This window comes from [Bacillus] selenitireducens MLS10, assembly GCF_000093085.1.
GTDB lineage: Bacteria > Bacillota > Bacilli > Bacillales > Salisediminibacteriaceae > Salisediminibacterium > Salisediminibacterium selenitireducens.
Map to the genome: position 1 here is coordinate 2,849,328 of NC_014219.1, position 22,464 is coordinate 2,871,791.

Annotated in this window: 21 protein-coding genes; 12 read left to right on the forward strand and 9 right to left on the reverse strand. The window is 49.2% G+C overall.

All coding sequences use genetic code 11. The features are described 5' to 3' along the window. Positions 1–124 precede the first annotated feature (124 nt). Positions 125–445 (forward strand): hypothetical protein, encoded by a 321-nt coding sequence (locus BSEL_RS13290; RefSeq protein ID WP_013173540.1) that lies wholly within the window; start codon positions 125–127, stop codon positions 443–445. Positions 446–525: 80 nt separating this feature from the next. Here the strand turns inward: BSEL_RS13290 and BSEL_RS13295 are convergent, their stop codons facing one another. Then, a complete protein-coding gene (locus BSEL_RS13295; protein ID WP_013173541.1) occupies positions 526–1,977 on the reverse strand; it encodes an amidase family protein in 1,452 nt (483 codons plus the stop codon). A gap of 172 nt (positions 1,978–2,149) precedes the next feature. On the opposite strand from BSEL_RS13295, the gene BSEL_RS13300 reads away from it, so the two are divergent. Further along, positions 2,150–3,070, forward strand: coding sequence for a LysR family transcriptional regulator (locus tag BSEL_RS13300; RefSeq protein WP_013173542.1), 921 nt, complete (start codon positions 2,150–2,152; stop codon positions 3,068–3,070). A gap of 94 nt (positions 3,071–3,164) precedes the next feature. Then, positions 3,165–4,223, forward strand: coding sequence for a homocysteine S-methyltransferase family protein (locus BSEL_RS13305; protein ID WP_013173543.1), 1,059 nt, complete (start codon positions 3,165–3,167; stop codon positions 4,221–4,223). Between the two features lie 86 nt (positions 4,224–4,309). On the opposite strand, the gene BSEL_RS13310 is transcribed toward BSEL_RS13305, so the two are convergent. Next, complete coding sequence (locus tag BSEL_RS13310; RefSeq protein WP_013173544.1) at positions 4,310–6,055, reverse strand: methyl-accepting chemotaxis protein; 1,746 nt, start codon at positions 6,053–6,055, stop codon at positions 4,310–4,312. A 763-nt stretch (positions 6,056–6,818) separates the two neighbouring features. Between BSEL_RS13310 and BSEL_RS13320 the strand changes: the two genes are divergently transcribed. Beyond that, positions 6,819–8,033, forward strand: a complete 1,215-nt coding sequence (locus tag BSEL_RS13320; RefSeq protein ID WP_013173546.1) for a TsoY family (seleno)protein — start codon at positions 6,819–6,821, stop codon at positions 8,031–8,033. 142 nt (positions 8,034–8,175) lie between these two features. Here the strand turns inward: BSEL_RS13320 and BSEL_RS13325 are convergent, their stop codons facing one another. After that, the gene (locus tag BSEL_RS13325) at positions 8,176–9,543 is read right to left on the reverse strand and encodes a PhoH family protein (protein WP_013173547.1); all 1,368 of its coding nucleotides are present in this window, start codon (positions 9,541–9,543) and stop codon (positions 8,176–8,178) included. Positions 9,544–9,885: 342 nt separating this feature from the next. On the opposite strand from BSEL_RS13325, the gene BSEL_RS13330 reads away from it, so the two are divergent. Next, positions 9,886–12,534, forward strand: coding sequence for a PEP/pyruvate-binding domain-containing protein (locus BSEL_RS13330; RefSeq protein WP_013173548.1), 2,649 nt, complete (start codon positions 9,886–9,888; stop codon positions 12,532–12,534). Further along, the gene (locus tag BSEL_RS13335) at positions 12,531–13,142 is read left to right on the forward strand and encodes a TetR/AcrR family transcriptional regulator (protein ID WP_013173549.1); all 612 of its coding nucleotides are present in this window, start codon (positions 12,531–12,533) and stop codon (positions 13,140–13,142) included. The genes BSEL_RS13330 and BSEL_RS13335 overlap by 4 nt, the downstream gene beginning before the upstream one ends. A 249-nt stretch (positions 13,143–13,391) precedes the next feature. Here the strand turns inward: BSEL_RS13335 and tnpB (BSEL_RS13340) are convergent, their stop codons facing one another. Next, positions 13,392–14,510, reverse strand: coding sequence for an IS200/IS605 family element RNA-guided endonuclease TnpB (tnpB, locus tag BSEL_RS13340; RefSeq protein ID WP_013173551.1), 1,119 nt, complete (start codon positions 14,508–14,510; stop codon positions 13,392–13,394). 69 nt (positions 14,511–14,579) lie between these two features. Between tnpB (BSEL_RS13340) and BSEL_RS18235 the strand changes: the two genes are divergently transcribed. After that, positions 14,580–14,714 (forward strand): hypothetical protein, encoded by a 135-nt coding sequence (locus BSEL_RS18235; protein ID WP_013171562.1) that lies wholly within the window; start codon positions 14,580–14,582, stop codon positions 14,712–14,714. A gap of 45 nt (positions 14,715–14,759) precedes the next feature. Here the strand turns inward: BSEL_RS18235 and BSEL_RS13345 are convergent, their stop codons facing one another. Beyond that, entirely contained in the window at positions 14,760–14,993 is a 234-nt protein-coding gene (locus tag BSEL_RS13345) for a hypothetical protein (protein WP_013173552.1), read from the reverse strand. A 361-nt stretch (positions 14,994–15,354) separates the two neighbouring features. Between BSEL_RS13345 and BSEL_RS13350 the strand changes: the two genes are divergently transcribed. Both BSEL_RS13350 and BSEL_RS13355 read left to right on the forward strand, forming a co-directional pair. Next, positions 15,355–15,591, forward strand: a complete 237-nt coding sequence (locus tag BSEL_RS13350; protein ID WP_013173553.1) for an AbrB/MazE/SpoVT family DNA-binding domain-containing protein — start codon at positions 15,355–15,357, stop codon at positions 15,589–15,591. After that, positions 15,592–15,924 (forward strand): type II toxin-antitoxin system PemK/MazF family toxin, encoded by a 333-nt coding sequence (locus BSEL_RS13355; RefSeq protein ID WP_013173554.1) that lies wholly within the window; start codon positions 15,592–15,594, stop codon positions 15,922–15,924. It begins immediately after the preceding gene. A 103-nt stretch (positions 15,925–16,027) separates the two neighbouring features. Here BSEL_RS13355 and queE read toward each other — a convergent pair whose 3' ends face one another. From queE to tnpB (BSEL_RS13375), 4 genes are all read right to left on the reverse strand, one after another. Beyond that, entirely contained in the window at positions 16,028–16,789 is a 762-nt protein-coding gene (gene queE, locus BSEL_RS13360; protein WP_049773661.1) for a 7-carboxy-7-deazaguanine synthase QueE, read from the reverse strand. Then, a complete protein-coding gene (queD, locus tag BSEL_RS13365) occupies positions 16,752–17,234 on the reverse strand; it encodes a 6-carboxytetrahydropterin synthase QueD (RefSeq protein WP_013173556.1) in 483 nt (160 codons plus the stop codon). Before queD ends, queE begins: the two co-directional genes overlap by 38 nt. Then, positions 17,235–17,894: a 7-cyano-7-deazaguanine synthase QueC gene (gene queC / locus BSEL_RS13370; RefSeq protein ID WP_013173557.1), complete on the reverse strand. Its 660-nt coding sequence runs from the start codon at positions 17,892–17,894 to the stop codon at positions 17,235–17,237. A gap of 219 nt (positions 17,895–18,113) precedes the next feature. Continuing rightward, complete coding sequence (gene tnpB, locus BSEL_RS13375; protein WP_013173558.1) at positions 18,114–19,232, reverse strand: IS200/IS605 family element RNA-guided endonuclease TnpB; 1,119 nt, start codon at positions 19,230–19,232, stop codon at positions 18,114–18,116. Positions 19,233–19,295: 63 nt separating this feature from the next. Here tnpB (BSEL_RS13375) and BSEL_RS17885 point away from each other — a divergent pair, with 63 nt between their 5' ends. From BSEL_RS17885 to BSEL_RS13385, 3 genes are all read left to right on the forward strand, one after another. Further along, positions 19,296–19,436 carry a hypothetical protein gene (locus BSEL_RS17885; RefSeq protein ID WP_013173559.1) on the forward strand — a complete coding sequence of 47 codons (141 nt, stop codon included), beginning with the start codon at positions 19,296–19,298 and terminating at the stop codon, positions 19,434–19,436. A gap of 338 nt (positions 19,437–19,774) precedes the next feature. Then, complete coding sequence (locus tag BSEL_RS13380; protein WP_013173560.1) at positions 19,775–20,830, forward strand: extracellular solute-binding protein; 1,056 nt, start codon at positions 19,775–19,777, stop codon at positions 20,828–20,830. After that, positions 20,831–22,453: an ABC transporter permease gene (locus tag BSEL_RS13385; RefSeq protein WP_013173561.1), complete on the forward strand. Its 1,623-nt coding sequence runs from the start codon at positions 20,831–20,833 to the stop codon at positions 22,451–22,453. The last annotated feature ends 11 nt before the right edge of the window (positions 22,454–22,464 follow it).

The window sequence follows — 22,464 nt, forward strand, 5'->3', positions numbered from 1 at the left end:
GGGGCGACTTTCATGTACGACCTGAGATGTATTTTCTCAGACCGAGCTTCGAAGATAAGACGTGTAAACCGCCCCGGATCAGGGTAACCGATCCATACAGACACATCATGAGGAGCTGACGCACATGTCGAAAGAAACGTATTTTGTCATTTGGAAAGAAGGCACAAACCTGACCCTTAGCAAGCATCTTGCTGATCCGCAAATGGTCCATTATAAGGTGGCATTGAATGAGTATCAGCATAAGAAACTGTCTGACAAAATCGACGAGATCTCTAAAGGGGACGTGATGCCGGAACACATCTTCGTCTCCCCCTTCGATGAAACGAGAGGCGATCAGGACAAATACAGCCTCGGGGAAGACGAGGACGATCTCTTTCACATGATCTACAATTTCGGCACAGAGGAGACACGTGCCCACCTGAAAGCGAACTTCGACAAATTCTGAATCCCCATCCGGGCAAATCAGATGCAAAAAAGAACAAGCAGGGCGCATAAACCCCTGCTTGTTCTTTTTGATGATAACCCTTATCCCTTTGTTGTCAGACCGAGTTCTTCAATCAAAGCCCCGACATGAAGAAGCGTAAAGTCCGAGTAGGCCCGGCCGATGAGCGTCACACCGACAGGCTCCCCCGACTCCCGGCGGTATCCGGGAATCGTCAGCGCCGGATAGCCGCTCGTCGCATAGAGCGTCGTGGCATAGTTACTGATCGTCACGAGAAGATCCGCTTCTTCAAACGCCTCATCGAGAGCCGCTTTCGCCGTATCGGCATTTGACTGAACGGTATCCCCGATCTCCTCAGCCGAAAAGCGGTTTTCACTGGCCGCCTTCATGAGATCCTGGCCGTAACAGGCACGGTTCTCCGGGTCTTCTTCGTTAAAGGCCACGACCTCAGTGAGCGACGCTTCCTTCGGTTCTGATGCGAAAAACGACGCGACCCCGGCATTGAACTCATACGTCAAAACGTCATAGATGTTCAGGGCATATGCCTTTGAGTCGACAGAAGCAGTCTTCACTTCAGCCCCCGTCGCCTTTAGCCGCTTCTTGAAATCTGCGAGGATCGCTTCATCTTCCCCGCGGTATACCTGCTTCAGTGCGTCATCTTCAAGAAACCCGAATGAAAAGGTCCGAAGATCCGGCTTTTCTTCTTTTGTCAGGGGCTTCAGTGACGTCATGCCTTCAAACAGATACGCACAGTCCGTGACGGTATTCGCCATTGGTCCCGCCGTATCATGGGACGCCGCCACCGGAATGATCCCGTCCTGCGAGACAACCGTCAGCGTCGGCTTCAACCCGACGGTCCCGTTCTGACTGGCAGGGTAAATAACCGAGCCTGCCGTTTCCGTTCCGATCGCCACCGGACTCATCTGAAGGGCGAGGGCCGCTCCGCTTCCGGCACTCGAGCCGCCGACATCAAAGGGCCCGTGCGGATTCTTCGTCTGTCCGCCTAGTGCGGAAAACCCGTTGGCGCTGTCCGTCGTCATGAAGTTGGCCCACTCGGTGAGGTTCGTTTTCCCGAGGACGATCGCCCCGGTCTCCTTCAACTGACTGATGAGTGCCGCATCCTCCTCCGGGACAAAATCTCCCAGGAAGACTGCACCTGCGGTGGTGGGCATGCCGGCAACATTGATATTATCCTTGACGAGCACTGGTATACCGTAAAGTGGATGATGATCCTCCGCATACGTTCTTGCTCTCGCTTCTTCGATCCCTGCCTGATTCAACGAAATAACCGCGTGGGCATCCTTATGACGAAGCACCTGGTTGTAATAAGCTTTGTAAATATCCTCGTACGTCACATCCCCCTGTTTCACATGCCGTTGCAGGCTCGTAATGTCCGCATGGACGATGGCAGTGTGAAGGGCATCATCGAGATCATACGGCTCCCCGGTCAGCGTAAGCTGATGCTTGGAAGCTTTCGGTTCTTCGTGCTGCTTTCGCACCTGATCCTGTAAATACGTTTCGCTGTTAAATGACATATTGACACATCCTTTTGTCTTTGACTAGTCGCTCTCTTAATCTGATTATGGCACGGAAGGATGCACTTCACAAATGATAGTCACCCGCCAACCATTTTTCCATCTTCCTCATTATATGTACCGCTATCATGATACACTGTCAACAGAACTCAACAGGAAAGGAGCCCGAATCATGACCCTGCAACAACTGCGCTACGTCATTGAAGTCGCGAAAAGCCGCTCGATCAGTAAAGCCGCCCAGGAACTGTTTATCAGTCAGCCGAGCCTGTCCAATGCCATTAAAGAGCTCGAGCGTGAACTCGGCATCACCCTCTTCTCCCGCACGAACAAAGGCATTGCCATGACGCCCGAAGGTTCTGAATTTCTCGGCTATGCAAGACAGGTCATTGAACAGACGGATCTCCTCGAGAACCGCTTTAAGAACCCGTCGCAGCCGCCCCAGCAGCACTTCTCCGTCTCCGCCCAGCACTACGCCTTTGTCGTCAGTGCCTACGTCAAACTGCTTCAGGATTTTGAACAGGACGAGTTTGACGTGACCTTACGGGAGACGAGGACGTATGAAATCATTGAAGACGTGAAGAACCTCCGCAGTGAAATCGGCATTCTCTACCTGAATGACTTTAACCGCCAGGTCATCGGCAAGTTCCTCCGTGAAGGCCATCTTGCCTTTCACGAGCTGTTTGAAGCGAGACCCCACGTCTTTGTCAGCTCTCAGAACCCCTTGGCCCGTCAGGCATCCGTCACGCTCGATGATCTGTCGCCGTATCCGTATCTGTCGTTTGAACAGGGGGATTACAACTCCTTTTACTTCTCAGAGGAGATCCTGAGCACCGTATCGAGGCCGAAGAACATCCGTGTCAGTGACCGTGCCACGCTCTTCAACCTCCTCATCGGGGTCAACGGCTACACGATCTCCACCGGTGTGATCTGTTACGACATCAACGATGATGACATCGTCGCTGTGCCCCTTCAGGTCGATGAACGCATGACCGTCGGGTATATCACCCATAAACACGTCACCATGAGCCCGCTCGCCTCCATCTATATTCAGCACCTGAAAGACACCATCGCTCACGAACTGACTCTGCTATAGCCTGAAGCTATGACTGTCCATCCATTATACGTGTTATGCTATACAACCTGATCGGTGCTACACTGACATCACCATAAGGAAAGGATGATTCATCATGGCCACATCAAAACGAACCCTCGAAGAACGACTGCAGGCAGGTACCGTCATCTGTGCAGAAGGCTATTTATTTGAAATGGAACGCCGGGGGTATCTTCAGGCAGGCTCTTTCGTCCCTGAAGTTGCCCTTGATAACCCCGATGTCCTGAAACAGACCTATCGGGATTTCATGCTCGCAGGCTCTGACGTCGTACTTGCCTTTACGTATAACGCCCACCGCGAAAAGATGCGGATCATCGGCAAGGAAGACCTCCTGGAGCCGTTAAACCGAAGCGCGATCCGCCTTGCAAAAGAAGTGGCGAAGGAGCATCCGGAAGAAGAAGCCCTCGTCGCCGGCAACATCTCCAACACGAATATCTTTGACCCGGAAGACCCCGCTTCAAAAGAGCAAGTCAGACAGATGTTCCGGGAAATGGTGCAATGGTCCAAGGAGGAAGGTGTGGACTTTGTCAATGCCGAAACCTTCTACTACCATGAAGAAGCCGTCATCGCCCTCGAAGAGATCCTCCGTCAGGACCTCCCTGCCGTCGTCACCCTCGGCGTCATGGGCGAAAACAAGATGCGTGACGGCCTGTCACCTGAAGAATCCTGCCGTCTTCTCTCAGAGAAAGGGGCCCTCGTCGTTGGCATGAACTGCTTCAGAGGCCCGGATACGATGCAGCCGTTTCTCGAGCGCATCCGTCATCATGTAGACGGCTACGTTGCCGGTTTGCCTGTTCCGTACCGGACGAAAGACGATCATCCGACCTTCTTTAACTTGCCGGACAGCGGATGCAGCTGCCATTTGCCGACGGAGACGACGTTCCCGACATCCCTCGATCCGCTTTACCACAACCGCTACGAACTCGCCGAATGGGCGAAGGAAGCAAAAGCGATCGGCATCAATTACATCGGCCTGTGCTGCGGGGCTTCTCCGGCGATGATCCGGGCTGTCGCCGAAGCAACCGGCAAAGAGGCCGTCAATTCCACCTACTCACCGGATATGACCAAACACTTTCTCTTCGGGAAGGACGATTCGTTGAAAGGTCACAACCAGGACTACCGCTCGAAAGCCTGACAAGACGATTTTTTGACCGTGTATGCAAAACAGCCCATGCTTCAGAGCCCTCTCGGGATCTCACAGCATGGGCTGTTTCTGGCTTCCTATCGTTTAAACCGTTCGACTTCCTCTTGAAGCGTGTCCGTAATGGCGTTTAAATGCTCCACAGCGTTGGTCATTTCATAAAGGGATGAAGACTGCTCTTTCGAGGACGCATTGATTTTATCCGCTTCTTCAAGAATCGCCTGAGACTCTTCTGCGAGACTTGCAACTTGTTCAGATGCCGCATTCGACTTCTCGAGAATCACTTCTGAAGCTTTTGATACATCATTCATTTTCAATCCGATATTTCCGGTGTTTACTTTCACCTGATCAAACAGGGACGTGACTTCTCTGACGCTGTCCGCATTGTCATTAATCGACTCACGGATGCCGGTAAGCGATGAAACAGATTGCTTCGTATCCTGCTGAACAATTTGGATCAAATCCACAATCTCTCTTGATGATTCCGCTGTTTTCTCGGCTAATTTTCGTACTTCATCGGCAACGACGGCAAATCCCTTACCTGCTTCTCCAGCGCGCGCCGCTTCAATGGCCGCATTTAATGCCAAGAGATTCGTCTGTTCAGAGATATCATTAATCACGTTGACAATTGAGGTGATCTGGTCAGTCTTTTCTTCAAGAGACGCCATTTGCGAACCGTATTCTTTCAGTTTATCGACTGAAGTCTGCATCGATGATTCTGTATCCTTGACAATTGCCATACCTGACAAACTCGTCTCCTCGGTATTGGTAATGGCATGATTCACCTCAAGAGCCGAAGTGTTTAAGACATCAAGCTCACCAACAATATCCTGAATGGACCTGCTGGCTTCCATCACCGTCTCCGTATTCGTCTCAATCGCTCTTTTCAGACTGTCTATACTGCCGGATACGATATCCGAATTGCTTTGATTCTCTTCGATGGAGGCCAGGAGTTGCTCCGTGGAAGCCTGTATTTCACTGGATGTATCGATCATTCTTCCGGTCATGGATGACAGATTCGCAGATGTTGTGGAAATACTTTGAGACAGAGAAGCAATTTCATCTTCTCCTTGATAGACCACATCTTCGCCGCTGAAATTACCTTCTCCAATCTGTTTCGCCCGAACTTCCAGTTTATTTAATTTCTTAACGAATGACCTTACAACAAATACAGATAACAGAATAAAGACACCAAAAATGAGGATAATTCTTGATACCGTAAACAAAAGTGCTCCTTCGACGGCTTCGTAAAATTCATAAGAATATGCGCCGACTGACAGATTCCACTCCCACGGCTCAAAATATAGCGCATAGAGCACCTTCTCTTCCACAGAACCGTCCGGCTCTTCCCACGCGTAATAATAGATTCGATCCTCACTGTCTGCACGTTTGGCAATGTCTTTAATTTCACGAATGACATATTCCCCATCCGGATTTTGCAACTCTTCCCCGTTCGCTCCTTCGAGGGCCGGGTGCATTTCCGCGATATAATCATCACTCCAGACAATCGGATAACCCTGATCTCCATACAGAAACTGAGAACCTGAGAAATCGCGTGTTCCGTCTTCCTGCATTGGGCCAAGCAGTGTCTCCTTCACGAACTCCTGCGCTTCTTCTTCTGTCTTCAAGCCTGACTCGACAAGACTGTATGCAGCCTCAACTACACCCATGGCCCCTTCTGTAATCGAACGGAGGTGGTCTTCAGACTCTTCTTTTGCCAAATCTCTTGTAGAAGTACTCACAGACCACGTAATAAGAGCCCCAAGCGTGACCATGATGATTAATACGCCTAAAAAAAGTTTCGTCGTTAATTTAAGCTGTTTCATAAACATCCTCCTCCAAAAATATCTTCCACTTAAGTACGTAATTCTTCATAGCTTGATTATACTGCACACCTTTATGGATGAGTAGATATTTTTGTCGAATTTCGTCGAAATCCTTCCTTCTTCAGAGATCCTTTTCTTATCGCCAAAATCATTAGCGAGGCTGGTCGACTATTTTCGGTATTCTGATTCGATTAATCATTGAATGTTTAGGCGTAAAGCAGATATCACTTGGAAAATGGATCAAGGCCCCTTTACATGGTACATATTTAAAAATACAGCCTTTCACTATGACTATCACTGAGCAATTCTGGATATCTGCTTTCTTTTGATCCATATGAATAACACTCCTGAGCCTTCCCCATAATCCTGACAACCGTTATCGGAGTCGAGGTCTTGGCAAACTCACATGGTAAAGCTGAATCATTTATTATCCTGTTAAGTCATTGCCTTCTAACTCAAAGCTGTACACACGATCATGACCATTCTTCAATACCCCGGCCCTCTCTGTCAGACTCGTTAATTCCAGAAAGCCGGATTAATGTACCGGGATTTACTGCAACCCTAGTGAAATCATAAAAAGGGAACAAAAATCAGTGCTCACTCCACTAAATATGAAAAATCATACAGTGTAAGCGCTGTAATTAACTGGTTTATTATAGTTAAGTCTTATTTTCGCCCACAACGGTTTACATACCCCCACCCCCCATGTTAAGCTTCTCACATCTAATACCCGACAGGGTATATAAACAGGAGGGAATTTTCAATGAATAAAACGTATAATCCGATTTACTTTTTAGCCGCGCTTGGAAATGGTGGGCTCGCAGTATCCTTTTTTATGTACTTTATGTTTATGATTCCGCATGAGGGAACGCCGATGGCAACCTTCAATCACATTTATCCCTATTTAATGGGAGGCAGCGTACCTGTGCAAATAGCGATTGTCATTGTTGCAACAGGGATGATTTATTTTACAGTCCGTCACTTCCAAAAGCTCTTTTGGAATCTGTCACAATGGAAGCAGTTCAAGCAAACAGAGGCTTATCAAAAAATGCTTGGCACAAATGCAGAGGTCAGCTTTATGGCGATTCCGTTGACACTCTCCATGACCGTTAATGTTTTGTTTGTGCTGGGTGCCGTATTTATTCCGAATCTCTGGAATGTGATTCAGCTTCTGCTGCCATTTTCACTGGCAGCATTCGCGGCGATCGGCGCATATGCTCTGACACTCTTTATACCAATGATGACACGCTTCTTCACTGACAATGGCTTTAATACAGAAGCAAACAATAACTTCAGTCAGTTGCTTTCCACTTTTGCCTTTACAATGATCGCTGTCGGACTTGCAGCACCTGCAGCGATGAGCAGTATCACTTTCGTTTCTGTAACCGGTATGATCTTATCTATCCTGTTCCTCACAGTCGCAGTCGGACTGCTCGCTGTACAGGGAACACTCGCAATCTCCGCTATTTTGAACAACGGGATTGCCAAAGAAGGCAGTGCAACCGTCTGGATTTTGATTCCGATCCTTACCCTAGTTGGGATCACATTTGTCCGACTCGCATCCGGTGTATCTCATAACCTGCTTGGCACTAATCCAAACGATATCATGATGTTCCTTGTTATTGGCGCATTGGTCACTGTCCAGACATTTGTCGGTTTGCTCGGTTATTCCGTCCTCACAAGAAATGGTTACTTCTCTGAATTCACCAACGGGAAAAACAAAAGCCCAGGAAGCTATGGTCTGATTTGCCCGGGAGTTGCCTATTTCGTTCTCGGTATGTTTTTTATCCAATGGGGCCTTGTTAACCCGGGAATCGTTGATAAATTCTCACTCACTTACTTTGTCATCATGACACCTTTTGTACTTGTACAAATAAAAACCATCCAGGTTCTTGGCAAGTTGAATGTGAAACACTTCCCTTTCGAATCTCTCAAAACTGCAAAGAGTTCAGCAAATAGAATTGCTCGGGCATCATAAACTTCTCGATAAAACAAATCAACACACACTCTTCCGTTAGGGGGCAGTGTGTGTTGATTTGATGATTTTCTTCCTGAAATGAAAGAAGTTCTGTAAGCCTCTCTCAATACAATCATTTCTTCCTCACACGCTCAATCGGCATTCACCGGCCTTTGCCAAACAGCCGGGTCACTTCTTCAGCCAGTCTCGACCGCTCAACCTTGGTCATCCTCAAGACAGCGGAATAATCACTTTCCTTCATTCGTTCCGCAGCATAGACGAGTCCGTTGTTCACGCTGTCGAGATAGGGAACATCAATCTGATTCGGGTCGCCAAGCAGAATGTACCTCGACCCTTCTGCGCCGCGGCTCAGTAAAGTTTCAATCTCCGTCGGGGTCGTATTCTGTGCTTCATCGATGATAACGGTACGGTTCGGGATACTCCGTCCCCTGATATACGCCATCGACTCAAAATCAATGATGCCGTTCATCCCGTCCATGATCCCCGTCATCTTCTTGCGGTCTCCCTGGGCATCAAAGAGCACCTCCAGATTGTCGAGAATCCCTTTCATCCATGGCAGTGTTTTCTCGAGATCGTCGCCCGGGAGAAAGCCGCGCTCTCTGCCGACGGCCACCTCTGCACGGGTGACCATGACGCTTCTTCCGACTTCCTGCTGCTTTTGCAGCGCCGAAGCAAGCGCAAGGAGCGTTTTGCCTGTTCCCGCGCCTCCCATCATAATGACCAGATCAAGTTCGTCATCAAGCAGGGCTTCAGCCGCCATCTTCTGTTCTTTGTTTCTCGGACGGATTTTCTCATAAATGACTTCCTGATCGCCGATATGCTTAAAGGTCTGTGCATATTTCACACCGTTCTTCTTCACGACCCGAAGAAGAATGGAGGACTGCATCCCTTTCAATGTCAAAAACGTATTCGTAAAAAAATCATCATCCACAGCCTGTTCCCCGAGAAGGGGCAGGAGTTCACTGAGCGGCATCTCACCACCCGATGCATACACCCGGCTGATCTGTTCATCACTCGTATCAAAGGTCCGTTCACCGCTGTAGAGGTCTTCTGTATGTCGGATCAGCTGGTCTGTCAGATAGCTTTGCACGTTGAGTCCCAAACGCCTGCCCTTCACCCGCATCGCTTTATCGTTAGTTACCATGAGAACGTGATGGCCTTCTTCTTTCAAGTTCACCGCAACGGATAAGATCCGGTTGTCATTCGTCCGTTCCTGAAGGAGCTGATCGACGAGCGGGCTCTTCCCATGATTGATCTCCACACGCAGTCTGCCGCCGCCTTCAAGTTCAACAAAGCCTTTGTCGATAATCTGCTGTTCTTCTTCGAGTTTATCGAGTTCATTGATAAACCGTCTTGCATTCTGCCCTTTTTCATCAGGCCTTGTCTTATGCTTCTCCAATTCTTCAATGACGATGAGCGGGATGACCACCTCATGTTCCTCAAATTGAAACGGGGCAATCCAGTCGTGCATAATGACACTTGTATCGAGTACCATTGTCTTTCTCTCCATAACGGATCCCTCCTCAGCCATCTGCAATGCGATTGGTCCATCATCAACCGGCAAAGATACATCAAAGCGCCATTGGGCGCGATGATCCCTGCATACCGATCTATTCCCTTTTTCACTGTACCGGTAATCACCAATTAATAGAACAGGCATATGCCGTTCAGGCAACCGCGCTCTCAGTCTGTCTCATCCCTTTCACCACCATTCATCAAAACGAAATACGATTAAAACGTATAATATAAATAATTATATTGAATTTAAATAAACGCATTAATATATATTCGTTTACTTTATACAATTTCCAGCTTATAATGAACATAACCAAAACGAAAGTGGGTGCCTGATATGATCATTCCGTTTCACACGACTGTGCATGTGGATCTTGCCGCCGCAGGAGGCAAAGGACTGAATCTTGTACAGATGACCGCCGCTGGCATGAACGTCCCGGAAGGCTTCATTCTTTCAACGGAAGCCTTTCAGCTGTTCATCGATCATAACCGCCTCTCGGATCCTGTCCAGGCCATCTTGAAAGACCTCGATGCCCATGATTCAAACGGACTCGAAGAGGCCTCTGCCGCCATTCAAAGGCTCATTCAGGACGCCGTCATCCCTGAAGCCGTTTCTTCTCAGGTCAGCGCCCAATATCGGGCCCTGCCCTCTGCCCGTGTGGCCGTTCGTTCCTCTGCCTCCGCCGAGGACCTTCCGGAGACGTCCTTTGCCGGTCAACACAACAGCTATTTGCACATCGGGCAGGAAGAGGCCCTCCTTCAGGCGGTAAAGGACTGCTGGGGGTCTCTTTGGAACCCGAGAGCCATCGCCTACCGGTTCAACAACGGCATCCCTCAGACGTTCCCCACCCTCTCCATGGCTGTCGTCGTGCAGTGCATGGCTGAAGGCGATGCTGCCGGTGTCATGTTCACCGCGAACCCTCTTAACAACCGGCGGGATCAGCTGTTCATCAACGCCTCCTGGGGAATGGGAGAAGCCGTAGTCTCCGGCATGGTTACCCCTGATCAGTTCATTCTCGAGAAGCAGTCCGGAAATCCCGTCTCCTCACGAATCGCCACGGAGACCGTTCAGGTGATGCCAAACGACGACGGTCACGACACGGTTCCGGTCCCTTCGCACCTGCAAGACAAAGCCAGCCTCACGGATGACCAGCTCCGTGAGCTTCATGAACTGGCCGCTGCCGTGGAACAATACTACCAAAAGCCGATGGATACAGAATGGGTTCTCGGTCGTGACGGTACCGTCCGCATCGTGCAGGCCCGTCCGCTCACCGGCCTTCATCCCCTGGTTGAAACCAATGACCCGCCTGAAGAAGGGCTCCGTTTCTATTTCTCCTTCACCCGCGTCTCTCAAGGGATCAGTGTGCCGTTCACGCCCCTTGGCATCGATGTTCAGCGCCTCGAAATGTGGGGTGCCCTGAAGGTGCTCGGCATCCGTGCCGGCAAATCACCAAAGGGCTTCAAAACAGCTGAAGGCCGCATTTACTGGGACTTTACCGAACTGATCCGAAACAAAAAACGGGCGACGAAGATGGCGGACAGCTTGGCCATGAAAGATCCCGTCGCCGGTGAACTGATCAAGGCCTTCATCCGGGAAAACGAAGAAGAACTGACTGCGAAACGAGACAGACTGAAGCTGCCGCCGCGGCTCTTCGTCTTGATGATCCGCATGGGCATCCGGGTCGCAGGTGCAATGCTTCGCCCTGAACAGGCGGAGAAGCGCGCCGTCAAACTTGCAGAGGACCATCTCAGACGAATGACCAGACAGGCAGATAAGGCCAGGACCATCAGAGATGAAATCGCCGTCGTCGATACCATTATGGAAAACGCCATGCGCGTTATCGTCCATCAGTGTGCCTATATCGTTCCGGGAATGCTCGCTGAGAAGCGGGCGGAGAAGCGCCTGAAAAAACTCACCGGAGATACCCGTCTCCTTCTCCCGGTTATTAAGGCCCTGCCGAACAGTCCCACCACGCAGATGGGGCACCGCCTCGTCACTCTTGCCCGTGAATATGAGAGAAACGGACAGTTACCGGATCAAAACGATCCTGCCATTCAGTCTTTTCTCGGTGAATTCGGCCATCGCTCCAATGTGGAACTCGACGTCGGCATACCCAATTGGCAAGAAGATCCCGCCTATATTCTGAACCTGATCCACACATACATGACGCAGGACACCGAAGCGCTCTATGACCGACTCGCCCAGCGTGAGACAGAATCAGACCAGGCCGTCGAAGCCATCTCCCGGCTCGTCAAAGAGAAAAAGGGCCGGCATGCAGCGGCACAGATTGAACAGGACTGCCGCTATATCCGCAATCTGCTTGGCCTTCGGGAACGCCCGAAATTCGACCTGATCCGCTCCTTCGCCCTGGTCCGGAAACTTCTCCTTGAAGCCGGTGATGAACTGGTGGAACAGGGCGTGATTGCTCACCGGGACGAGATCGCCTTTCTTCACAGGCGTGAGATTCTTAACCCGGAAGGCTCCTATTCCGAACAGATCGCCAAACGTAAGGCGCAGTTTGAGCATCAGCAGTCGATCCGGACTGTCCCGCGCTTCATGACCAACACCGGGGAAACGATCTACGGGAGTGAACCAGTTGGAGAAGAGGACCACGTCCTGACCGGCTTCCCCATTGCCTCCGGCGTCTGTACCGGAACCGTCCGTGTCATACATGATCCAAAGGGTGCAGCCCTCTCTGACGGGGAGATCCTTGTCACCCACAGTACGGATCCGAGTTGGACGCCGCTGTTCCTCAGTGCCGGCGGCCTGATCATGGAAACCGGCGGTACCGGCTCCCACGGCGGCATCGTCGCAAGAGAATACGGCATTCCCGCTGTCGCCGGCATTGAACGAATCAGTGAGAAACTTGCCACAGGTGACCAGGTTCGAATCGACGGCAACACCGGACAGATCGTGATCGTCAAGAAAGCCGGATCAGCTGATGAGGAAGCGCCGCTAATCCACGGAAAGGATGAGCTCGCATGACGAAACCAAACCGGGCCCGCAAATCACCAAAACGTGAACAGCTGTTGGATGCGGCAGAACAGCTGCTCATTCAAAAAGGCATCCAGGCCGTCACGGTCGAAGAAATCGTCCGTGAGGCGGATGCCAGTAAAGCTACGTACTATAAACATTTCAACGATAAGAAGGCCATCGTCGCCCACGTCGTCGAACGTGTCTTCCATCTCTCCTTAAACAGGATTGAACAGGTCCTTAAGGAAGCCAAAGACCAGAAGCTGACCCAGGAGAGCTTTCTCGCCGTCTTTGATGTAAAAGACTATGAAGCCCTGTTTCAGTCCGACTTCCTGAAGGAACTGAACAGCCAGTACCCGGATCTTGTCGATCAGTACAACGACTGGGTCATGACAAAGCGCCTGCCGTTATTTCGGGAACTGATGCGCATGGCCAAGATCGACGGCATTATCCGCATCGACATAGACCCCGATGTCCTCATTCACTACACCTTCGCAGTCAGGCAAGCGATGAAGGATCTGTTCAGGCATCAGCCCGAGGTGATGGAACAATACGATCTGAAGGACTTCAGCGAACAGTTCTTCGACATTTACCTGAACGGGATTCTTGAGAAAAAGTAAGTGCCCACCATAATCACCGGAACATTTTGGATCTGTTTGTTAATTAAGAAGCAAGGCATATTGCCTTGCTTCTTAATAACGCGAAAGGGTTCGCCATATAACCAATAAGGCATTTGACACTCCCCACGACTAAAGTCGGGGGATTCTTGGGAACAGAGCGTACTTGTTAAAGCGTGGCATACACGCAAAACAGCGGTTTCTCTTATTAACCAAGCGAACCCCGTCTGACCGACGGTTTTTTGTTTCCGTTTATGAAAGGACACGTAACCCTTCTTGTAAGATGTTTCGACTGGCGTTGATGTCACGATCATGGTGCGTACCACAAGAGGGGCACGTCCATGATCGAACACGCAAATCCTTTTTGCCGTCATGATGACCACAGGATGAACAAAGCTGACTGGATGGGAACCATCGGTCAATTTTGATGATCGTGCGATCATGCCACTCCGCCTTGTACATCAACATATCCTTAAAAGACGACCAAGATACGTCTGAAATGGCTTTTGACAGCTTCTTATTTTTCAACATTCCTTTGGCGTTTAAATCTTCGATACAAACGACATCGTGGTTTTTGATGATCGTTGTACTGAGTTTTTGAAGGAAATCCGTTCGTTGATTGGCGATCTTCTCATGGATTTTGGCAACTTTGACCTTTTGCTTTTGATAGTTTTTGGCTTCACGCAACGGTTTTCCGTCTTTCTTCGCCTGTTCATAGCGTCTTGACAGCTTGCGTTGCTCACGCTTTAGCTTCTGTTCCATCTTTCGTGTAAAGCGTTCGTTGTCGATCTTTTGCCCGTCTGAAAGGATGGCGAAATGGTCAATGCCAAGATCAATGCCTACGGCTGATCCTGTTGCATCGAATGGTTTAACCTCCGTTTCAGCAAGAACGGATATAAAATGCTTACCCATTGGCGTTCGTCGGATCGTGGCAGACAGAATACGTCCCTCAACATGACGGCTTTTTGCGAATTTGACGTAGCCCAGTTTCGGAAGGAAAAGGCGATTGCCTTCGATTCGCATTTGGCCGACGGTTTTAAAAGACTGAACATCGTTCTTCTTTGACTTAAATCGAGGGTATTTGTTTTGTTTCTTAATGAAACGGTTGAATCCGTCAGCTAAGTGTTTTAACCCTTGTTGCAAGGCGGTGCTGTCCACTTCTTTTAACCATTCGTAATCTCGTTTTAATTGCGGGAGTTCCGCAGAACTGGCATTGTAGGACATCCCTTTGCCTGTCTCTTTATACCTGTCGTTCCACTTCGCAAGAAAGTGGTTATAGACAAAACGAGTCGAACCGATGGTTTTCGCAATCAAGATTCGCTGTTCTCGATTGGGATAGATGCGAAAGCGATAGGCTTTATGATTTGTCATTGCGTTCACCTCCTTCTTTATGGTATATTAAGTATACTCTAAATATATCTATAAAGGAGGTTGATGTCAATGTCCAGGGTGCAAAAGCACTTGAATTTCCCAAAAGAATTGTACGAAGCGATAGAGGAATATCGAAAGGAGAATATGATTCCAACGTTTGCCAGTGCCGTCTACGAATTGGTGAGAAAAGGCTTGAAAGCCTAAGACCGTTCGCTGTCATCCCCCGAATAAATTCGGGGGTTTTCTCGCTCACAACTTATAATCGAAGATCATTTCCGCTACCACGCCATCTTCAATCGTCAGCTGCAAATCAAAGTTCTGCAGATACGCTCCCGACTCCGAATCTAAAGAACTTCTGAAAAACACCGACTCGATTCGATCATTCTCCATCTCTACATCCGCATAGCTGTTCACGGCTTCACCCAGTTCCTCATATTCGGCAGCATCCTCGATCCGGTTTCCGAGTGGAAATTGTCCGTCCACTTCCTCCACCGTATCACCGACATCGATTCCCCTCGGATCTTCAACTCCGGTTACAGAGCGTCCTCGCGATAATTCATCGTCATCGCCGGATACTCAAAAGCCTTCACATCCGAAGTCAGTCCGGCCGGTTCAAGATGGTACCCATTTGCTGTCACGATTGAGAAGCAAGTAAGCCCCTCATTTCATTGACGGGGAGGAATTGCGTCGGTTTTCCGCCTTTGATGTTAGTTTGTTGTTCAATCATAGAGAGCGTGTATCACGCATAATATCCACCCTACATGTTTATACTTTGTGTATACAATAAACCAGTAAGGTGATATAATTGTGACAAAGAATAATTCATCGAAAGAAGGTGAAAAAAATGACGACTAAGCTTCAAAAATGGGGTAACAGTCTCGGTGTAAGAATCCCTAAGTCTCATGTCCAACAACTTAACGTTTCAGATGGTAGTGAAATTGAAATCACTCTCATTAATAATTCCATTGTGATAAAACCAGTGACTAAGAAACCGACATTGGACGAATTATTATCCCAAGTAACTGAAGATAATAAGCACACTGAAATTGACTGTCATTCAACGGGAAGGGAGTTACTTTAAATGTCGGAAGTTGCTGACCGTGGAAATCTTGTTTATTTGAATTTCAACCCACAAGCAGGACACGAACAAACGGGTTCAAGATCTGCTATAGTTATTTCACCCGAATCTTTCAATAGAATCACAGGTTTTGCCGTAGTATGTCCGATTACCAGTGTTTCTAAGGATTATCCCTTTGAGGTAGCCTTACCGGATGGTTTGGCTATCCACGGGGTTATCTTAACCGATCAGATAAAAAGTCTGGATTGGAAAGCAAGAAAGCTCAATGTGGTTGATGAAGCACCTGCTGAAACCGTACAAGAATGTTTGGAGAAGATACATACATTCATTACTTAAACAAAAAACCTCACTGCTGGGATTAAAACGGACCCTACAATTGTAAAGAACAAGCCCACCGTCTCCGGCAGGCTCGTCGACTGTCTGTCTCTAAGGTTCTTCGTTACACGCCCCGTCTGTTCCCCCAAAGCAGCGCATGAATCTGAGGCAGGACATAGGCGTCGTTAAACGCGGCGTCGCCCATCGTTTCGTTGATGAGCCATTCATAGCGGTCCATCAGATGATCGCGAAGCGTCTTGTCCTCGTCTGTCACGGTGTCATCGTTGCCGACCTGGAGGTAGAACGGCACGTCCGGGTAGCGTGTCTTCACTCGTCTGGCGTAGGCGAGGTCCTCTTCGTCGAAGATCACGACCTTCAGACTGACCTGTGACGAGCGTCCTGCTTCACGGAGCCTGGTCATGATGTCATCAAGCACACCGAAATCCGTCTCCATCCTGGAGCTCGGCGGCTTCGGTGAAATCGTCAGGTCATCGATGGTCGTGAACCAGTCCTGCCAGACGCTGCCCTGGGTTTCGAGGGCGACGTCGATGGCTTTCTCTTTCAGAAGTGTGATGAACGAACCGAGGTTCTTTAATAGCGCCGGATTGCCGCCGGAGATCGTCACATGGGAAAACAGTCCTTCCGCTTCCTCGTTGAGCGCTTGCCAGATGGCGTCTTTGTTCATCTGCACGATCTCGTCTTTCGCACTCCCGTCCCAGGTAAAGGCGGAATCACACCAGCTGCAGGCGTAGTCGCAGCCCGCGGTTCTGACAAACATCGTCTTCCGTCCGGCAACCATCCCCTCTCCCTGAATCGTCGGTCCGAATATCTCGAGTACAGGGATCGTCTCAGTCAAGGTCCATCCACTCCCGTCTCGCTTCCGCATAGCTCGTTTGTGTCTCAAAGAGACGGACAAACTCCACGCGCGCGCCCTGATCTTTACTCAGCTTCGGACGCTCCTCAATCGCCCCGGCCATCTGTTCAAAGATCCAGACGACCATATTCTCCGCCGTCGTATTCATCTTCGGCAGTGTCTGATTGACGTAGCGGTGATCGAGGTGCACTTCGATGTCCTCTTTCCAGATCTCTTTAATGTCCCCAAAGTCCATCATCAGTCCGATCTCGTCCACATAGCCACTGATACCGAAGACGACCCGGTACGTGTGCCCGTGAAGATTCTTGCACTTCCCGTCATAACAGTGCAGGTGATGAGCCGCGTCAAAGCTGAACTCTTTACTGACCATCACCCGCTTTGAGTGGTATTTTAATTCGTCTTTCTGAATGTCTTCGCCAATCTTCTCAAGGTTCTGCACAATCTCAAATCCGTACATTCAGCCATTCACCTTCTCATTCAAATAGTCATCGAGTCCGTTCTTCCTGAGCTCACACGCCGGGCACTCACCGCAGCCGTCTGCGAGGATCCCGTTATAACATGTCAACGTCTTCTCCCTGACAAAATCAAGGGCCCCGAGCTCATCAGCAAGCGCCCAGGTTTCTTTCTTATTCAGCCACATAAGCGGCGTATCGATCACAAACGTATCATCCATCGCCAGGTTCAACGTCACATTCAGGGACTTGATAAACACATCCCGGCAGTCCGGATAGCCGCTGAAGTCCGTCTCACAGACCCCGGTGACGATATGCTTCGCCCCCATCGATTTGGCCATGACGCCGGCGAATGAGAGAAACAGATGATTGCGCCCCGGCACAAACGTCGACGGCAGCTCCCTGTCTTTCTGTTCAATGGCGATATCCGATCGGGTCAGGGCATTCGCAGACAGCTGATTCAATAGCGACAGATCAAGGACGGTGTTCTTCACACCGAGTTCCTTTGCGATCCCTTCTGCCACCTCAATCTCCTGGCTGTGACGCTGGTGATAGTCAAACGTCACCGTCTCCACTTCTTTGAACCGCTCCAACGCCCAAAACAGGCAGGTCGTACTGTCTTGACCGCCACTGAATACGACGAGCGCTTTCTCTTCATTTAACATACGTGTCATCCTTTCAGGAACGAAAAAAAGCCACATCCCTAAGGACATGGCTGATCAGTCGTTCCTTAGTTTTTTATAGAGGGTTTGACACTCCCCACGACTAAAGTCGGAGGATTCTTGGGAACAGAGCATACTTGTTAAGACGTGGCATACACGTAAAACAGCGGTTTCTCTTATTGACCAAGCGAACCCCGTCAGTCCGACGGTTTTTGTTTCCGTTTATGAAAGGACACGTAGCCCTTCTTGTAGGATGTTTCGACTGGCGTTGATGTCACGATTATGGTGCGTACCACAAGATGAACACGTCCATGATCGGACGCTCAAATCCTTCTTGCCGTCATGATGCCCGCAGGACGAGCAAAGCTGACTGGATGGAAACCATCGGTCAATTTTGATGATCGTGCGATCATGCCACTCCGCCTTGTACAGCAACATAGCCTTAAACGCCGACCAAGATACGTCTGAAATGGCTTTTGACAGCTTCTTATTTTTCAACATTCCTTTGGCGTTTAAATCTTCGATACAAACGACATCGTGGTTTTTGATGATCGTCGTACTGAGTTTTTGCAGGAAGTCCGTTCGTTGATTAGCGATCTTCTCATGGATTTTGGCGACTTCGACTTTTTGCTTTTGATAGTTTTTGGCTTCATGCAACGGTTTACCGTCTTTCTTCGCCTGTTCATAGCGTCTTGACAGCTTGCGTTGCTCACGCTTTAGCTTCTGTTCCATCTTTTTTGTGAATCGTTCGTTGTCGATCTTTTGCCCGTCTGAAAGGATAGCGAAATGGTCAATGCCAAGATCAATACCTACGGCTGATCCTGTCTGATCGAATGATTTGATCTCCGTTTCTGCAAGTATGGCTATGAAATGCTTCCCTGTTGGCGTTCGTCGGATCGTGGCAGACAGAATACGTCCTTCAACGTCACGGCTTTTTGCAAATTTGACGTAGCCCAGTTTCGGAAGGAAAAGGCGATTGCCTCCGATTCGCATTTTACCGACGGTTTTGAAAGACTGAACATCGTTCTTCTTTGACTTAAATCGAGGGTATTTATTTTGCTTCTTAAAGAAACGGTTCAATCCGTCAGCTAAGTGTTTCAACCCCTGTTGCAAGGCCGTGCTGTCTACTTCTTTTAACCATTCGTATTCCCGTTTTAATTGCGGGAGTTCCGCAGAACAGGCATTGTAGGACAACCCTTTTCCTGTTTCCTTGTATCTGTCGTTCCACTTCGCAAGAAAGTGGTTGTACACAAAACGAGTCGATCCGATGGTTTTCGCAATCAAGACTTCCTGTTCTCGATTGGGGTAGATGCGAAACCGATAGGCTTTATGATTTGGCATGGCGTTCACCTCCTTCTCTATCGTATATTAAATATACTCTAAATATACTTTAAAAGGAGGTTGATGTCAATTTCCAGGGTGCAAAAGCACTTGAATTTCCCAAAAGAATTGTACGAAGCGATAGAGGAATATCGAAAGGAGAATATGATTCCAACGTTTGCGAGTGCCGTCTACGAATTGGTGCGAAAAGGCTTAAAAGTCTAAGACCGTTCGCTATCATCCCCCGAATAAATTCGGGGGTTTTCTCGCTCACAACTTATAAGCTAGAACCTCTTCTATGCACTTGTCTCAAGCTCATCTTACTGTACCACAGATCAAGAAGAGATTGAAGAGTGATGTCTGACTTCCCGACGTCTGCAGCCTGACTGTTCAGGCATCCACCCTTAATCATTAAACAATTATCCCCAGTATACTATTCCATTTATTTATCGACCTATAACAAACAGTTCACACTTTCAATGACTTTGGATACTTCGTACGGTATACCTGTTGTGCTACGCTATTTATTGAATGTTAAAAAAAGATATCATGGGGGTAATCAAATGGGGAACAAAATGTGGAAAGCAGGTTTGGCTGTTCCTGCATGCCTGGCTGTTTTGTCAGCGTGCGGCAACGATCAGACAGAAGGGGCAAACGAAAACAGCATGGAGGATGAGCTCGTCATCTATTCCACCCACGCGGAGGATATGATTGAGATGGTCGCGAATGCCTTTGAAGAAGAGACCGGAGTCGAAGTCACATACATCAACCTGATGGGGGAACTCGCAGAACGTGTCGAAGCGGAAATGGATAACCCGCAGGCCGATATCATGTTCGGTGGAGCGTCCAATCTGTTTATGGACCTAAAAGAAAAAGGCGCGTTTACACCTACGGAGCCTGTATGGGGTGAATCGATGGACCCAATGTTTAAAGACGAAGACGGCTACTGGTACGGGACGATTCAGACGCCCGTTTCGCTGTTTTACAATACCGACATGCTCAGTGAGGACGAGCTTCCTTCAGACTGGTCGGATCTCGCCGATGATCAATACGAGGATCTGCTTATTTTCCGAAATGCCCTCTCTTCTTCCGCGAGAGTGATGTATGCATCGCTTTTGCAACAATACGATCAGCAGGGCAACCTTGAAGAAGGATGGGCCTTCCTGAATGATCTCGACGCAAACACTAAGGCCTATTTCGACAGCGGAACGCTGCAGATGCAGGCCATCGGCAGACAGGAAGCTGCGATCAGCTTCTCAACGATGAACCATGTCCTTGACAATCAGATCAATCATGATTTGCCGATTGAAATCATTGATCTTGAGAGCGGGTTCCCGGTTATCACCGATGCCATCGCAATGATTGACGGCGCGCCGAACCCGAATGCCGCAGAGGCCTTTCTCGAATTCGCCGGCAGTGCAGAGATTCAGGGGATGCTTGCACAAGAATTTAACCGTATGCCGACAAACGAAGAGGCTCTCTCCCTTTCACCCGACTGGATGCAGGACATCACGTTCAACGTCATGGACGTGGACTGGGATCACCTCGCCGAACACCAGGCGGACTGGATGCAAACCTGGGATACAGATGTGAAAGACAGTGAAAAAGATGTTGAATAAATGAAACGGTTTATGATGATTCTCCTCACGGGGATTCTGATCGGCCTTGTTCTGTATCCAACCCTAAACACGCTCCTGGTCAGCCTCACCGATGATCAGGAGCTCTCTTTTCATCATTATCTGTATCTCTTCTCGAGTGAGGGCTCCCTTGAAGCCATGTTGAATACCCTCTCGCTCGGTCTGTTGACCGTTCTGATTTGCGGGACAATCGGCACTTTTCTTGCTTTTTTCGTGCATTTTTTTGATTTCCCATTCAAACATTTGCTTGATAAGCTTCTGCTTTTGCCACTCGTGATACCCGGAGTAATCATCGTGTTTGCCTTTATTCAGCTTTATGGCGAGAGCGGGATGATCACCAAGACCGTTGAAGGCGTGTTTCAGCTCGACGGTATTCCCTGGTCGTTTTCAGGCTTGAGCGGGATCCTGATGGTTCATGCCTATACCCAGTATATTTATTTCTATATGAACGTTTCGGTTGCCATTAAGCAGCTCGACCGATCGACCATTGAAGCGAGTGTGAATCTCGGTGCCTCTGTGTTCCGAACGTTTCGAACCGTGATCTTTCCCTATATCAGACCGGCGTTGATCGCCTCAGCGATGTTGACATTCATGACCGGCATCGGATCTTTTGCAGCCCCGAATATCATCGGCGGGTATCGTGTCTTAACGACCCAGGTACTCATGTCAAAAGCCAATCTGTTTATGAATCTTGCCGCGGCACAGGTCATGGTCCTTGCTCTCTTTGCCGTCACGTTTTATTTCTTGGCAAGGCACTACGAACAGAAAAGCCAGTTTCAAGGAGCCGTCAAGGCGGTGCCGATCAAACCGGTTCACATCAGGAGCATACCGCTCAAACTGATCTTGTCCTTTACCGGTATACTGACAGCCATCATGATCAGCCTGCCGATTCTGACGATCATCATCCTCTCCTTTGTCAAGCCGGGCACGTGGATGATTGACATCTTCCCTTCCGCGTTCAGTTTCGATAACTATGAGCGGATCTTTACAGACCGCCGCAGCTTTATTCCCTTTTTCAACAGCCTGCAGATGGCGCTCTCCGCGGCCGTGATGGCAACTCTCATTGCGCTGCCTGCTGCCTATCTGATGACAAGAAGCAAAATAAAGGGGCGATCATTCCTAGAGTTTCTCATTCTCCTGCCATTCGCCCTCCCTGCGAGTGCCGTGGCCATCAACCTGATCAATGCCTACAACAGTGCACTGATCGGCACATGGGTGATTCTTCCCCTTGCCTACACCATCAGTATGCTGCCCATCGCCGTCAGAAGTATTGCCGTTTCGTTCGGGAGGCTGAGCGAGACATATGCCCAGGCATCGGACAACCTCGGTGCAAAAGCCTCTCAGACGTTCATGAGAGTCACACTGCCACTGATCGCTCCAGGCGTTTGGGCCGGATTCCTGCTTATATTCATCGCGAGTCTTGGTGAGTATACGCTGTCGGCTTTTCTGTATAATGCCGGCAACCGACCGGTTTCGATCGCCATGATCAGCCATATGTATCACTTTGAAATCGGGATGTCCATGGCCTATGGATCTCTCATTCTCCTCGGTGCTTTGGCAGGGATCCTGATGTTATCCATGCTTCAGCGAAAAATCCACGGATAAGGAGTATTCAC